The organism is Kitasatospora sp. NPDC088160, assembly GCF_044741445.1.
Classification (GTDB): Bacteria; Actinomycetota; Actinomycetes; order Streptomycetales; family Streptomycetaceae; genus Kitasatospora.
This window is the reverse complement of record NZ_JBIUSS010000003.1, coordinates 1,593-17,210: the sequence shown is the minus strand read 5'-3', so window position 1 is coordinate 17,210 and position 15,618 is coordinate 1,593. Positions and strand designations below refer to the sequence as shown.

At 76.9% G+C, this 15,618-nt stretch carries 8 protein-coding genes; all 8 read left to right on the top strand.

The window, feature by feature from the left end:
- The first annotated feature begins 130 nt into the window (after positions 1–130).
- The 8 genes from ACIOGZ_RS04825 (at position 131) to ACIOGZ_RS04790 (ending at position 15,468) form a co-directional block, all read left to right on the top strand.
- Positions 131–1,219, top strand: a complete 1,089-nt coding sequence (locus ACIOGZ_RS04825; RefSeq protein WP_400984886.1) for a PP2C family protein-serine/threonine phosphatase — start codon at positions 131–133, stop codon at positions 1,217–1,219.
- Between the two features lie 389 nt (positions 1,220–1,608).
- Complete coding sequence (locus ACIOGZ_RS04820; protein WP_363582753.1) at positions 1,609–2,901, top strand: MFS transporter; 1,293 nt, start codon at positions 1,609–1,611, stop codon at positions 2,899–2,901.
- Positions 2,902–2,975: 74 nt separating this feature from the next.
- Positions 2,976–4,250 carry a non-ribosomal peptide synthetase gene (locus ACIOGZ_RS04815; RefSeq protein ID WP_400984883.1) on the top strand — a complete coding sequence of 425 codons (1,275 nt, stop codon included), beginning with the start codon at positions 2,976–2,978 and terminating at the stop codon, positions 4,248–4,250.
- Positions 4,251–4,570: 320 nt separating this feature from the next.
- The gene (locus ACIOGZ_RS04810) at positions 4,571–7,681 is read left to right on the top strand and encodes an amino acid adenylation domain-containing protein (protein ID WP_363582757.1); all 3,111 of its coding nucleotides are present in this window, start codon (positions 4,571–4,573) and stop codon (positions 7,679–7,681) included.
- Complete coding sequence (locus tag ACIOGZ_RS04805) at positions 7,678–8,853, top strand: acyl-CoA dehydrogenase family protein (RefSeq protein ID WP_363582759.1); 1,176 nt, start codon at positions 7,678–7,680, stop codon at positions 8,851–8,853. The genes ACIOGZ_RS04810 and ACIOGZ_RS04805 overlap by 4 nt, the downstream gene beginning before the upstream one ends.
- Positions 8,854–8,900: 47 nt before the next feature.
- Positions 8,901–10,694, top strand: a complete 1,794-nt coding sequence (locus ACIOGZ_RS04800; RefSeq protein ID WP_400812157.1) for an AMP-binding protein — start codon at positions 8,901–8,903, stop codon at positions 10,692–10,694.
- Positions 10,695–10,768: 74 nt separating this feature from the next.
- The gene (locus ACIOGZ_RS04795) at positions 10,769–12,586 is read left to right on the top strand and encodes a non-ribosomal peptide synthetase (RefSeq protein ID WP_363633533.1); all 1,818 of its coding nucleotides are present in this window, start codon (positions 10,769–10,771) and stop codon (positions 12,584–12,586) included.
- On the top strand, positions 12,583–15,468 hold the full coding sequence (locus tag ACIOGZ_RS04790) for a condensation domain-containing protein (protein ID WP_363633532.1): 2,886 nt from the start codon (positions 12,583–12,585) through the stop codon (positions 15,466–15,468). Before ACIOGZ_RS04795 ends, ACIOGZ_RS04790 begins: the two co-directional genes overlap by 4 nt.
- The last annotated feature ends 150 nt before the right edge of the window (positions 15,469–15,618 follow it).

Below are 15,618 nucleotides of genomic sequence, written 5' to 3'. Positions count from 1 at the left end.
GTGGCCGAGGGGCGCCACCGCGCGGTTCGCTCCCCGCGGCGCAGTCGGGCGCGCGCGGGGGCGCGCAGGGGTGGCTAGGATCGGAATCGCCCATTCCGGATAGGCGGTGAGACGGGAAGCAAGGTCTCCGATGGCCCCGAGGTCCGAGCAGTGGCCGCCGTACGTGCGGTTCGCGCCGTGGTTGCTGATCGTCGCCGGGCTCGTCTGGAACTCCCTGGATCCCGCCGATTACTGGGGCGACCCGCTCCTCGCGGCCGCCGCCGTCCTGACCGGCGCCCTGCTGACCTTGCGGGACACCCTCGCGGTGGGCGTCGCCAATGTGACCGGCATCCTCGTGCTGGCCGTGCGGGACGGCTCGATCGGCACCCAGGACGGCTACCTGGAGCTGGTGAACACGGCCTTCGCCGCGCTGCTCGGCGTCTGGGTCAACCGCGTCGTCGCCCGGCACGGGGAGCGGCTGGCGCAGGTGCGGTCGGTGGCCGAGGCCGCCCAGCGGGCGGTGCTGCCCGAGCCGCCCGCGCGAGTGGGCCGACTGTCGGTCGCCGCCTGCTACCGGGCGGCGCAGACCGAGGCGCTGATCGGCGGCGACGCGTACGCGCTGCAGGCGACCCCGTACGGCGTGCGGGTGCTGATCGCGGACGTGCGGGGCAAGGGGCTGCAGGCGGTCGGCGCGGTGTCGGTGCTGCTCGGCGCGTTCCGGGAGGACGCCCACCGGGCGCCGGACCTCGCGGCGCTGGCCGACGGGCTGGAGCGGGCGCTGACCCGGGAGAGCACGCTGCTGGCCGAGGAGGTGCGGCTGGAGGGGTTCATCACGGCGCTGCTGGTCGAGTTCCCGCCGGGTGAGGACGTCGTGCGCACGCTCGACTGCGGGCACCCGGGACCGTACCTGCTGGGCGGGCCGGAGGCGGTGCGCCGGCTGGATGCCGCCGACCCGGGGCTGCCGCTCGGGATGGGCTCGCTGGGCGTGGCCCGGCCGGCGCCGGAGACCCGGCCGTTCCCGCCGGGGTGCACGCTGCTGCTGGTGACCGACGGGGTGACGGAGGCCCGGGACGCGGCCGGGGAGTTCTACGATCCGCTGCTCGCCCTCGGCCCGCTCGGCCCGTTCGACGGCCCCCAGGAGGCCGTCGACGCGCTGGTGGCGGACGTGGAGCGGTGGACGGGCGGGCCGCGGGACGACGACATGGCGGTGCTGGCGGTGACCTGCCGGGAGGCGGACTGAGCGGCGGGGCCCGGTCCGGCCCGTTCGGCGGCGCGGGTGCTTCTTCCCACGGCCTCCCGCGACGCGGCCGATATCACGATCAGATGACGGACAGTCAGTGTTTCGCATGATCCAGCCAAGTTGAGTGACGGCGTCCGGTGGCCGGAATGCGAATGCCCGCATAGCGGACGGCGAATTGGACGTGCGGGGCCCGCGGTGCGCCGGGTGGCCGTGCGAGTGGTCCGCCCCAGGTCGGCGGCCTGCGCGGACGTCCCGGCGGGAGCGTGCTCGGTCGTATGGGGTCCGTAAGGGCGGGTCGCGGGAGTGGCGCGATCCGGCCGACCCGTGGTTCGTCCGGAAACGGACGCGATGCTTGCCCAGTAGCGAAGTGGTGACCGAAAGTCGCACTGATGAACGAGACGCCAAGCCCCCGCCGCGACCGCCTGCTCGGCCACCGCGACTTCCGACTCCTGCTCACCGGAGCCGCGACGGCCCAGACGGGCAGCCAGGTGACCCTGGTCGCGCTCCCGTTGGTGGCGGTGATGGTGCTCGACGCCACACCCTTCGAGGTCGGCCTGCTGACCGCCGCCGAGACCGCCGCGTTCCTACTGGTCGGCCTGCCGGCCGGCGCCTGGCTGGACCGGATGCGCAAGCTCCCGGTGCTGATCCGCGCCGACGTGGTGCGCTGCCTCGCCGTCGGGTCGATCCCGCCGGCCGCCGCGCTCGGCGTGCTGACCATGGCCCAGCTCTACCTGGTGGCGCTGGTCACCGGGGTGGCGACGGTCTTCTTCGACGTCGCCCACCAGTCCTTCCTGCCGTCCGTCCTGCCGCGCGAGCAACTGGTCGGGGGCAACGGCGCGATCGAGACGGTCCGCTCCTCGGCGCAGATCGTCGGGCCCGGGCTCGGCGGCGGCCTGGTCCAACTGCTCGGCGCGTCGCTCGCCATCGTGGCCGACGCCGTCGGCTACCTCGCCTCCGCCCTGCTGCTCGCCCGGATCCGGGTCGAGGAGCCCCGACCGGAGCCGGCGCCCGGACGGTCGCTGCGTGCCGAGGTCGCCGAGGGCGTGCGCTTCGTGCTCGGGCACCCGCTGCTGCGCGCGATCGCCGCCGCGACCGCCGTGTCCAACCTGTTCGCCGCCGTGCTGGCGGCCGTGCAGACGGTGTTCTGGGTGCGGGTGCTCGACCTCGCGCCGGGCGCCATCGGTCTGCTGCTGTCGGCCTCCGCCGTCGGCGGCCTGGCCGGGGCGCTGTGCGCGGGGCGGCTGGCGGCGTGGCTCGGCCAGGCCCGGCTGATCTGGCTCGCCACCGTGGTGACGGCGCCGTTCGCGCTGCTGTGGCCGCTGTCCGGCCGGGGCGCGGGCGTGGTGCTGTTCGGAATCGCCTCGGCGGTGGTGCTGTTCGGCGCGGTGGCCTACAACGTCGCCCAGGTGAGCTTCCGGCAGAGCCTGTGCCCGCCGGAGCTGCTCGGCCGGATGAACGCCACCATGCGCTTCCTGGTCTGGGGCACGCTGCCGATCGGCGCGCTCGTCGGCGGCACCGTCGCCGACGCGGCCGGACCGCGCGCCGCGCTGTGGCTGTGCGCGGCGGGCTTCCTGCTCGTCCCGGTGCCGCTGCTGCTGTCGCCGCTGCGCCGGCTGCGGGACCTCCCGGCGGACACCGCCGCCACGGCCGGGGAGGAGCCCGTCGCGAGCCCCGCCGCCTGACGCACCCGGCCGCCCGACGAGCCCCGCCGCCTGACGTCCGAACCGAACCGAAACCGGAAACCGGAGACCGTTCCGTGCACGCCAGCATCACCGCCGCCTACCTCGCCCGGTACCGTTCCGCCGCCGCCGACTCCCCGATGGATCTGCTCCCGCTCACCGGCGCCCAGCGGCGCTTCCTGATCACCCGCAGGCTCGCGCCGCAGGGCCGGCCCGATGTCGTCCCGCTGTTCCACGCCTACCCGGGCGGCACCCTCGACCTGCCCCGGCTGGCCCGCGCCGCCGTCGCCACCGCCGCCCGGCACCCGGCGCTGTGCGGCGGCTTCGGAACGGTGCGCGGCACGCCCGTCCTGCGGGTCGGCGCCCCCTCGGCCGAGGCCGCCCGGATCGCCGTCCCGCCCGGCGGCACCGCCCGCTCCGCCCTGCGCGAGGCCCTGCTGGACTGGCCCGCCGACGGGCCCGCGCTGCGCCTGCTGGTGGCCCGGGAGCCGGACGGCGAGGAGGAACTGCTCGCCCTCGCGGTGGACCACGCCGCCTGCGACGAGCAGTCGCTCGGCATCCTCACCGCCGACCTCACCGACGCCTACGCCCGGGACGACCACGCCCAGGAGGCCGTCGCCGCCCCCGACCAGGACGCCCTGGCGGCCTACCGGGAGGCCGTCGAACGGCAACTGGCCGCCGAGGACGCCGCCGCCGGCCCCGCCGCACAGGCCCACTGGGGCCGCAGGCTCGGCGGCGTCACCGGGACGGGCGGGGGAGCGGCCGGCTCCACCGGCATGCTCAGCCACCGGCTGCCCGCCGCCGAGGGGGCCGCTCGCACCGCTATCTTCCCCGCCCTGCTGGACGCCACCGCGGCCGCCGCCCACCGGCTGCACCGGACCGACGGGCAGCTCGCCCTCGGCTACCCGTGGGGCGGCCGCCCGCCGGGTGCGCCCGCCGCGCTCGGCTGTTTCCTCAACACCCTGGTGCACCCCGCCGCACCCGGCGCGGCCGCCGCCCTGGAGGACCTCGCCGACGCCTGGTGGGACGACCTCGACCACGCCGACACCCCGTTCGACGAGGTGGTCCGGGCCGCCCGCACCGCCGGCGCCCCGTGGACGGGCGCCCTGGACGGCATGCTCACCCTGGAGGACCTGCACCGCCGCCCGCCGCTGGTGTTCGGCGGCGTGCCCGGCCGGGAGACCCACCTGGCCGGGCGGCCGCTCGCCGCGCCGTTCGCGGTCGCCGCCTCGCACGGCGACGACCTGCTGGTGCGCCTCGCCTGGGACCGCGAGCGGTTCCCCGAGGACGCCGCCACCGCCGCCTTCGACGACCTGCTCGCCACGCTGCGCCGCCACCTGCGGGCGGCCTGACCCGCCCCGGCCTGACCCCGCCCCCCGGCCTGACCTCGCGTCGGACGCCTGATCCGCACGCCCGCTCCGGACGCCTGATCCGCACCCGACCCGAAGCCGCCCCGGACCCGACCCGAAGCCGTACCGGACCTGCACCGGACGTCCGCATCAGGACGCCCGCCCCGGACGCCTGACCCGCCCCGGACCGAAGCCGCCACCGAGCCCCCACACCGACCGCCGGGCCGCGCCACCACCCCGGCGTGCCCGGAACCAGGGCCGGGCCATCCACGCCCGCCCCGCCACCACAGGGCCAACACGCCCACCACACAAGGGAGTCACCGATGTTTGCGCTCTCCTCCTCGCAGGAGATCGTCTGGCTGCACGAGCAGATGCTGCCCGGCAGTCGTGCGTACAACTTCACCGCCGTGCTCGACCTCTGGGGCACCCTCGACGAGGACGCGTTGCACGCCGGACTGGCCGCCGTCCTCGCACACCACCCGGGCCTGCGCCTGGAACTGGTCGCCCGCCCGGAGGGCCTGCCCGGCCAGCGGGTCGCCGAGCACTGCGAACCGACGCTGCGCCGCAGCGACTTCGCCGCCGAGGCCGACCCGGAGGCCACCTTCCGCGAGCTGCTGGCCGCCGAGGCCGAGGAGCCGGTGGACACCGAGAAGGCGCCGGTGCTGCGCTGGCACCTGGTGCGCCTCGGCACGGACCACCACCGGCTGATCCACGTCGAGCACCACCTCGTCCACGACGGCCACTCCTTCGCGATCCTGCTGCGCGACCTGTTCACCGTCTACCGCGCCCACGTCCTCGGCGAGCCCTACCAGCTGCCCGAGGCGCCCTCGTACGAGCAGCACGCCCGCACGGCCGTCGACCCGGACGCCCGTGAGCGCGCGCTCGCCTTCTGGCTGCGGGAGCTGGCCGACGCCCCGCGCGAGGTCACCCTGCCCGGGCTGGCCAACCCCGGCGCGGTGCGCCGCCACCGCGGCGGCCAGATGCGCCAGTCGATCGGCGCCGACCTCGCCGAGCGGCTGCGCACCCGCAGCAAGGAGGACGGGCACACCCCGTTCAGCACGCTGCTCACGCTCTTCGCCGAACTGCTGCGCCGGCACTCCGGGCACCGCGAACTCGTCGTCGGCACCGCCGTCGGCAACCGCCCGGAGGGCTTCGAGGGCACCGTCGGCATGTTCGTGAACACCGTGCCGCTGCACCTGCGGCTGGACCCGGCCGCCCCCGGCACCGAGGCCGTCGACGAGGTGACCGACGTCCTGCTGCGTGCGCTGCCGTACCAGGACCTGCCGGTCCAGGAGCTGACCCGCCGGCTCGGCCTGCACACCGGCGGCGCCGACAACCCGCTGTTCAACGTGATGTTCAGCGCGCACGACGCCGCGCTGCCGGACGTCCAGGCGCCCGGTCTCGAAGTCTCGCTGTACGAGGGCTTCAACACCGGCACCACCCGCTTCGACCTCGACCTGGTGCTGCTGCCCGACGACCGCCGGGTGGTCGGCGAGAAGCACGGCGGCGCCGGGATGACCCTGGTCTGGGACTACGACGCCGACCTGTTCGGCGAGGCCGAGGCCACCCTGCTGGCCGACCGCCTGCTCCAGCTGCTGCGCTGCTACCTCGACCGGCCCGAGGCCACGCTCGCCGCGCTCGACCCCGCCCCGGCCGCCGAACCCGCCATCGCCGTCGCCCGGGCCGGTCTCGACCCGGCCGCCGCCCACGACCCCACGGCCATCGCGATGATCGCCGGCACCGAGCGCCTCAGCTACGGCGAGCTCGACCGCCGCGTCACCCAGCTGGCCGAACGCCTGCGCGCCGCCGGCGTCACCCCCGGCCAGCCGGTCGCCGCCGTGCTGCCGCGCGGCGTGGACAGCGTCGTCGCCCTGCTCGCCTGCCTGCGGTACGGCGCCGTGTACGCGCCGCTGTCCGCCGAGGACCCGGCCGCCCGGCTCGGCCTGCTGCTGGACCGGCTGGCCCCGGCCCTGGTGCTGGCCACCCGGCAGAGCGCGCTCGCCCTGCCCGCCGAGGGCGTCACCCCCGCGCTGCTGGACGGCCCGGCCTTCCCCAAGGCCGAGCCCGCCGCCGTGCTGGACGGCGCCGCCTACCTGATCCACACCTCCGGCTCCACCGGCGTGCCCAAGCCCGTCCTGGTCGGCCGCGACGCGCTCGCCGGGTACGTCGCCGCGATCGCCGCCCGCTACGAACTGACCACCGCCGACCGGGTGCTGCTGTTCGCCCGCCCGTCCTTCGACGTGGCGCTGGAGGAGGTGCTGCCCGCGCTGGCCGCCGGCGCCGCCCTGGTCGTGCCGCAGCGCGAGGTGCCCACCGGGCCCGAGCTCGTCGCCGTGCTCGCCGCCCGCGGCGTCACCGTCGCCAACCTGCCGACCAGCTACCTGCTCGCCGTCCGCGAGGACCTGCGCGAAGCGCTGCGCGACGGCCGCTGGACGCCCCGGCTGCTCGTCCTCGGCGGCGAGCGCCTGCCCGCCCGCGCGCTGGCCGGCCTGACCGAGGCGACCACCGTGCTGAACGCCTACGGCGTCACCGAGGCCACCGTCACCTCCACCGTGTACGAGGTCACCGCCGCCGACGTGGCCGAGGACGGCGAGATCCCGCTCGGCGCGGAACTGGACGGCGTGCGCCTGCACGTCCTGGACGAGGCGCTGCGCCCGCTCCCGGCCGGCTGTGTCGGCGAACTCGCCGTCAGCGGAGACCTGTTGGCCGATGGCTACCTCGGCCTGCCGGAGCCGACCGCGGCCCGCTTCGTCACCGTGCCCGCCCTCGGCGGCGAGCGCGTCTACCGCACCGGCGACCGCGGCTACCGCGACCTGCGCGGCCGGCTGTGCTTCCTCGGCCGCGCCGACAACCAGGTCAAGCTCCGCGGCCACCGGATCGAACTGGAGGAGATCGAGGCCGCGGCCTCCGCCGAACTCGGCGGGCGCTCCTGCGCGGTGGTGCTGCACACCGACCCGCAGGCCGGCCCGCGCCTGATCGGCTTCCTGGAGGGCGCCGACCGCCCCGACCAGGCCGCCCTGCACGCGGCGCTCGCCCAGCGGCTGCCCGGCGGGCTCGTCCCCGCGACCTGGACGGCCGTCGAGACGATGCCCACCCTGCCCGGCGGCAAGCCCGACCGCGCCGCCCTCGCCCGGCTCGCCGACGAGGCCCCCGCCCAGGAGGCCGCCCCGGCCGCCGAGAGCGCCTTCGCCGACCCCGGCCAGGAACTGATCGCCGCCGCCTGGCGCGAGGTGCTCGGCCACGACCGCTTCACCGCCGAGTCCCACTTCTTCGAGGTCGGCGGCCACTCGCTGCTCGCCGCCCAGCTCGCCGCCTGGCTGGAGCCGCACCTCGGCAGCCGCCCGCCGCTGCGCACCCTGTTCCGCCACGCCGTCCTGGCCGACCAGGCCAGCGCGCTCACCGGCCAGCACCCCGGAAAGGCAGACCGCGCATGACCGCCCCCTCCGCCGTCCTCGAAGACGGCCACCGCGAACTCGTCGACGCGTTCGAGAGCTTCGTCCGCCGCGAGCTCGTCCCGCTGGCCGCCGAACTGCCCGAGACCGCCGACGAGGTGCCCGCCGAACTGCGCGCCTACGTCCGCAAGCGTTCCGCCGCGCTCGGCTTCTACGCCGGCGACTACCCCGAGGAACTCGGCGGCGCCGACATGCCGTTCACCGCCGTCGTCCTGCTGCACCACGCCGCCGGGCGCAGCGGCTGCCCGCTCGCGCCGTACGCCCTGGCCGGCTCCGACGGCCCCAGCCCGCTGCTGCGGCACGGCACCCCCGAGCAGATCGAGCGCCACCTCGTGCCGCTGGTGCGCGGCGAGCAGACCCGCTGCCTCGCCCTCACCGAGCCGCACGCCGGCTCCGACGCGTTCCGCCTCACCACCACCGCCGTGCGCACCGCCGACGGCTGGGTGCTGAACGGCCGCAAGACCTTCGTCAGCAACGCCGACCGGGCCGGCCTGGTGCTCGTCGTCACCGCCACCGACCTCGGCGAGGGAGCCGGGCCCACCGCCGGCGCCACCGCCTTCGTCCTCCCGATCGACCAGCCCGGCCTGCGGATCGGCCAGCGCTACGAGGGCATGTCCGGCGAACCGCTGTTCGAGCTGCTGCTCGACCAGGTCACCGTCTCCACCGACGCCGTGATCGGCGGCGAGGAGGGCGTCGGCGCGGCCACCGCCCTCGCCATGGACAGCCTCTCCCGGGGCCGCCTGGTCGTCGCCGCGATGTGCAACGGCATCGCCGAGTACGCGCTGCGCATGGGCGTCGAGTACGCCCGCGAGCGGCGCGCCTTCGGCAAGGTCATCGGCGAGTACCAGCACGTCCAGGAACACCTGGTGGCCACCCGGGCCGAGGTGGAGTGCTCCAAGCTGCTCACCCTCGCCTGCGCCCGGCTGGTCGACGACGGCACCGAGGCGCCGGAGAACGCGGCGCTCGCCAAGCTCACCGCCTCCGAGACCGCCGTGCGCGCGGTGGACCGCTCGCTCCAGGTGCACGGCGCCACCGGCTGGGTGCGCGGCCACCCGCTGGAGTTCCTGTACCGCTACGTGCGGATGACCACGATCATCGAGGGGACCTCCGAGGTCCAGAAGGTGATCATCGCCCGCTCCATGGGCCTGAACTGACAGTCCGTCAACGGCCTGTCAACGGCCTGAACCACCTGGAGACGATGATGGAAACCCTGAGCATCGAATACGGTCGCCCGCACCAGGACGGCGCGGTCCTCGACCTGTTCGCCACCTGGGTGCACCGGACCCCGGACGCGCCCGCCCTGATCGACGGCGCCCGCACCTACAGCTACGCCGAACTCGACCGCCTCGCCGACACGGTGGCCGCGGCGCTGCGCGACCGGATCCGCCCCGGCGACCTGGTCGGCGTCTGCCTCGGCCACTCCGCCGCCCTGGCCGCCGTCACCCTCGCCACCGCCAAGCTCGGCGCCGTCCACCTGCCGCTCGGCCCGCGCCCCGGCGAGCGCCGGCTCCAGGCCGTCGCCGAGCAGCTGCGGCCCGCCTGCCTGGTCGGCGACCCGGCCCGACTGCCGCATGGCGGCGAGCAGTTGGCGCTCGACCTGGACCCGGCCAGCGACGTGGTCGCCGCGTTCGTCCCCGGCGAGCAGGTCCACGTGCCCGCCGGCACCCACTACGCGGTGCTCACCTCCGGCTCGACCGGCACCCCCAAGGCCGTCGCCGTCGGCGAACCCGCCCTCGGCGCGCTGCTCCACTGGTACCGCGAGCTGACCGGCCTCGGCCCCGGCGAGCGGCACAGCCTGCTGATCGGCGTGTCCTTCGACCCGCACGTCCTGGAGCTGTGGGCCACCCTCACCTCCGGCGCCGCGCTCACCCTCGCCCCCGAGGCCGTCCGCTGGGACCCGGGCGCGCTCACCGACTGGTGGCGCGAGGCCGGCGTCACCGTCAGCATCCTGCCCACCCCGCTCGCCGAACCGATCCTGGCGCGCGGGTGGCCGGACGGGCTGGCACTGCGCCACCTCACCATCGGCGGCGACCGGCTGCGCCGCGCCCCCGGCCCGGACGTCACCGCGGCCGTCCACAACGCCTACGGTCCCGCCGAGGCCACCGTCACCACCACCGTGCACACCATGGCGCCCGGCCTCGACCACGGCGCCGGCGCACCGCCGATCGGGCTGCCCGTCCCGGGCGCGGTCGTCCTGGTCACCGACGAGGAGGGCCGACCGGTGCCGCGCGGCCAGGCCGGCGAACTGCGCATCGGCGGCCGGGGCCTGGCCGCCGGCTACCTCGACCCCGAGCTGACCGCCCGGCGCTTCGTCGGCGTGCCGCCCGGCGTGGACGGCATCGACCGGGTCTACCGCAGCGGCGACCGGGTGGTGATGCGCGCCGACGGCGTGCTGGAGTTCCACGGCCGGCTCGACGACCAGGTCAAGGTCAGCGGCGTCCGGGTCGAACCCGCCGAGGTCGAGGCCGCGTTCGAGCGCGACCCGCGGGTGCGCCGGGCCGTGGTGGCCGCGGCCCCGGCGCCCACCGGCGGTGTCCGGCTGCTCGCCTTCGTCCAGACCGTCGAGGGGTCCTCGGCGGCCGACGCCGACGAGCTGCTGGCGGCGGTCCGGCCGTGGCTGCCCGAGCAGGCCGTCCCGTCGGCCGTCCGCCTGGTCGACACCTTCCCGCTGGACGCCAACGGCAAGGTCGACCGCGCCGCCCTGCTCCTCGCCCCGACGGCGGACGAGCCGGTCGCGGCGGAGGAGGGCGCCACGCCCAGCGAGCGCACCGTGCTGCGCCTGTGCCGCGACCTGCTCGGCCGCGCGGACCTCGGGCCCGGCGACAACTTCCTCGCCTCGGGCGGCAACTCGCTCGCCGCCGCACGGCTGCTGGAGGCCCTGGAGGAGGAGTGCGGGGTGCGGCTGCGCGCGCCCCTGGTGCTGCGCCAGCCCGACCTGCGGGCCGTCGCCCGGCTGGTGGCGGAACGGCAGCCGACCGCCGCCGCCGCCGTCTGACCGCCCGCCCGCCCGTACGACCTGCGCAGGGCGCCCCGGCCGTTCGCGGCCGGGGCGCCCGGAAGGGACCCACCATGCCCACCGCGACCCTCCCGGACCTGATCGCCCGGCACGCCCAGGAGCGCCCCGACGCCCTCGCCGTGACCGACGGCTCCACCGTTCTGACGTACCGTCAACTCGTCGACTCCTCGGCCCGGCTGGCCGCGACCCTGACCGCCCGGGGAATCGGTGCCGGCAGCGCCGTCGGCCTGCTCTGCGCCCGTTCCACCCGCCTGGTCGTCGCCCAGCTCGCGATCTGGCGGACCGGCGCCCACGTCGTCCCGATCGACCCGGCCTACCCGCGCCAGCGCATCGCCGAGATGACCGGGGACGCCGGAGTCCGGCTCGTCCTCGGCGACAAGACGCTGCTCGCCGAGGCCGGACTCGCCGAGGAGCAGACCCTCGCGCTGACCTCGACCCTCGTCCTGGCCGAGCCCGCCGCCCCGGCCGGGAACGGCCCCGACGCCATCGGTGCGGCCGCCCCCGACGCCGCCGAGCCGGCCGCGCCCGCCCTGCTCTTCTACACCTCGGGCTCCACCGGCCGGCCCAAGGGCGTCATCGTCCCGCACAGCGCCGTCGCCGACCTGGTCACCGCCCAGGACGCGTTCACGCTCGGCCCCCGCGACCGGGTCCTGTTCCACTCCACGATCAGCTTCGACGCCTCCACCTTCGAACTGTGGGCCCCGCTGGCGCGCGGCGCCGCCGTCGCCGTCTCGCCGTCCGACCGGCCCACCGCCGAGGAACTCGTCCGCGACATCGAGCGGTTCGGCGTCACCACCGTGTTCATCACCACCGCCCTGTTCCACCACCTGGCCGCCCGGCAGTCCCGGATCTTCGGTGTGCTGCGCACCCTGGCCGTCGGCGGCGAAGCCCTGTCGCCCGAGTACGCGGGGGCGGTGCTGCGCGCCTTCCCCTGGCTCGAACTCTTCAACGTCTACGGGCCGACCGAGGCCACCACCTTCACCACCCTGCACCGGATCACCCCGGCCGACTGCACCACCGGCCCGGTCCCGATCGGCCGGCCCTTCGGCGGCGCCCGCACCCTCGTCCTCGACCAGGAGCTCGCACCGGTGCCGCCCGGCACCGTCGGCGAACTGTGGATCGCCGGCGGCCGGCTCGCCCAGGGCTACCTGGACCGGCCGGAGCTGACCGCCGAGCGCTTCCGCGACCTGCCCGGCACCGGCCGCGCCTACCGCAGCGGCGACCTCGTCCGCCAACGCCCCGACGGCGCACTGGAGTTCCACGGCCGCACCGACGACCAGGTGAAGGTCCGCGGCTTCCGGATCGAACCCGGCGAGGTCGAGCACGCGCTGCTGCAGTTCCCCGAGGTCGCCGAGGCGGCCGTCGTGGTCCGACGGCCCGGCCACACCGACGCCGCGCTCACCGCCTGCCTGGTCCTCGCCGACGGCAGCCGACCGGCCGTCGAGACCCTCCGTGCCCGGCTCGCCGACCGGCTGCCCGCCCACCTGGTGCCCACTGCCTGGACCGTACTCGCCGCCCTGCCGCTGACCGGTACCGGCAAGATCGACCGCCGCGCCCTCGCCGCCGCCGACGAGACGGCCGCCGACGGACCCGGCACCGCCGCCGCCCTCACCCCGATCCAGCAGGCCGTCGCCACCGCCTGGACCCGCGCCCTGGAACGCCCGATCACCGACCCGGCCGCCGACTTCCTCGCCGAGGGCGGCCACTCGCTGCTCGCCATGTGGGTCGTCGACGACCTCCGCGAGGACCTCGGCGTCGAACTCTCGCTCGCCGACTTCCTCGGCCACCCCACCGTCGCCGGCCAGGCCGACCTGCTCGAACGAGCCCTGCGCGCCGCGCACGACGACACCCCGCAAGGAGCCACCCGATGACCGCCGAGCACCCGGCCGTCGACCAGACCGCCGACCAGGCCGACCTGCTGCGCCGCGCCCGCCGCAACCGCCCCGCCGCGGGCGGGCGCCCGGCGGCCCCGCAGAGCGCGCCGACCGGCCAGGGCGACGGCCCGGCCGGCCCCGCCCCGCTCTCGCACGCCCAGCAGCGGATGTGGCTGATGGACCACCTCGGCCAGGGCGGCGCCCTCTACAACGTCCCGCTCGCCACCCGCCTGCGCGGACCGCTCGACCCCGCCGCCCTCGCCACCGCCCTCACCGGCCTCACCGAGCGCCACGCCGTCCTGCGCACCCGCTACGGCCGCCAGGGCGACCAGCCCCACCAGCAGACCGACCCGGTCACCCCGGTGCCGCTGCGCACGGTGGACGCCACCTGGGAGAACGGCGCCGGGAACAACGCCCCCGCCCTGCTCGCCGCCGAGGCCGCCCGCCCCTTCGACCTCGCCACCGGCCCGGTCCTGCGCGCCCTGCTGCTGCGGCACGGCCCGCAGGACCACACCCTGCTCCTGAACATCCACCACATCGCCGTCGACGGCGGCTCGCTGCCCGTCCTCGCCGCCGACCTGGCCGCCCTCTACGCCGCCGCCCGCGACGGCGTGGCGCCCCAACTCCCGCCGCCCGGACCGTCGTACGCCGACTACGCCCGCGAGGAGCGCACCCGCGACGCCGAACTCACCAGCGCCGCCGACGCCCGCGCCCGACACCTGGCCGGCGCCCGCCCGCTGGCGCTGCTGCGGCCCACTCCGCCCGGGGCACGCGAGCGCCGGGCCACCCTGCACGCCGCCCCGCTCGCCCCCGCCACCGTGGAGGGCCTGCGCCGGCTCGGCGCCCGGCACGGCGCCACCCTGTTCGCCGTCGTCCTGGCCGCCGCCTTCGCCACCCTGCGCACCGCCGCCGACCAGGCCGACCTCACCCTCGGCTGCGCCAGCGGCCAGCGCCTGCGGCCCGAGCTGCGCCGTACCGTCGGCCTCGGCGTCAACACCCTCGCGGTGCGCGCCGACCTGGCCGGCGATCCCACCTTCACCGAGGTGCTCGGACGGGCCCGGACCGCGCTGCTGGACGCGCAGCAGCACCACGAGATCCCGTTCGACCTGATCGTCGAGCGGCTCGGCGCGGCGGCCCGCGGCGCCGACGGCACCCCGCTGCTGTCCGTCAGCTGCGACCTCGTCCACCCCGCCGAGCCGCTCACGCTGCCCGGCCTCACCGCAGAGGACGTCGAACTCGACCTGGGCCTGGCCAAGTTCGGCCTCGCCCTGCTGGTCGAGGACGGCCCGCAGCCGCGCTGCCTGGTCCAGCACGACCGGGACGCCCTCGACGAGACCACCGCCGAGCAACTGCTCACCGCCTTCGCGGACCTGCTCGCCGCCGTCGCCGCCGACCCCGACCAGCCCCTCTCCGCGCTCCCCGGCACCCGCCTGGCCACCGCCCAGCACCCGGCCCTTGCCGCACTGTCGGCCGACTCCCGGGTGGTCGAGGCGGCCGTCGTCGAGACCGCCGACGGCCCGCCGCTCGCCTATGCCGTGGTGCGCGGCCCGGTCGCCCCGACCGGCGTCGAACTGCGCGCCGCACTGCGCGGCCACCTCGCCCCCGCCCACCTGCCGTCCGCCGTCACCCTGCTGGACCGGCTGCCCCGGCACGCCGACGGAACCCCGGACCGCGGCCGGCTGCCCGGCGCGGCCCCGACCGCCCCCGAGCGGTCCGGCCCGCTCGACACCGTCCGGACGGCCTTCGGCGAACTGCTCGGCACCACCCCGCCCGCCGACGGCGACTTCTTCGCCCTCGGCGGCCACTCCCTGGTCGCCGTCCAGCTCGCCGAACGCCTGCGCACCCGCACCGGCCTGCCGCTCACCGGCCTGGACGTGCTGGAGCAGCGCACCCCGCGCGCCCTCGCCGCCCTGCTCGCCACCCGCGAGGACGAGCGCCGCGCCGCCCCCGCCCGCACCGGCTCCCGCCCGGGTACCCGCACCCGCGCGGGCACCGTGCTGCTCACCGGCGCCACCGGCGGTGTCGGCGCGGCCGTCCTCCAGGAACTGATGGCCCAGGGCCGCCCGGTCCGGACCCTGGTCCGGCCCGAGTCCGCCCACCTGCCCGCCCTGCACGGCGCCGAACTGGCCGAGGGCGACCTCGCCGACCTCGACAGCCTGCGCCGCGCGGTCGAGGGTGTCGACGCCGTCATCCACGCCGCCTGCACCTTCACCGAGCACGCCGTCGACCTCGCCGCGATGCGCGCCCTGGTCGAGGGCTGGCGCGGCGGCCCGTTCGTCTTCGTCAGCAGCATCGACGCCTACGGCCGCCCGTCCGGCACCGACATCCCCGAAGGCGGCCCGACCGGCGAACCGGTCAGCCCCTACGGACAGGCCAAGCTGGACTGCGAGCGCATCCTGTTCGAGGCGGCCGCCACCGGCCGGGGCCCGGCCACCGTGGTCCGCGCCCCGATCGTCTGGGGCCCGCACCAGCGCCTGCGCGACCAGCTCCGCTGGGGCTCCACCGGCGACCTCTACCAGGCCGCCCTGGCCGGCCGCCCGATCGCCCTGCCCGCCCCCGCCCCCGGCGACCGCTCCGCCTGGTACGGCGCCGCCTGGGTGCACTCCGCCGCCCTGGCCCGCGCGCTCGCCGCCTGCGTCGCCGACGGCAACCCGGCGGCCGGCCGGATCGTCAACGCCGTCAACGGGCACGTCTCCTGGGCGGACTTCACCGGCGAGCTCGTGCGCCTGCTCGACTCCGGCAGCCCGCTGGACCTGCGCCCCGACGCCGATCCCGAACTCCGCCGCTCCTGGCACTACCGCGCCGAGACCCTCGCCGCCCCGCTGAGCCCCGAGCCGGGCGAGGACTGGCGCACCGTCCTGGCGGCGATGGTCGGCTGACCTGCACCGCTCCGCGTCGTGGGGGCCGGGCCCGGGGCCGGCCCCCCCGGCGGGGGGGGGGCCGCCGCGGCGGTATTATCACGCGGGCGCGGTGACGTCACGGGGGGGCGCGCGGACAGCGGGGGGCGGGGCGGCGGGGCGCGCCCCGCC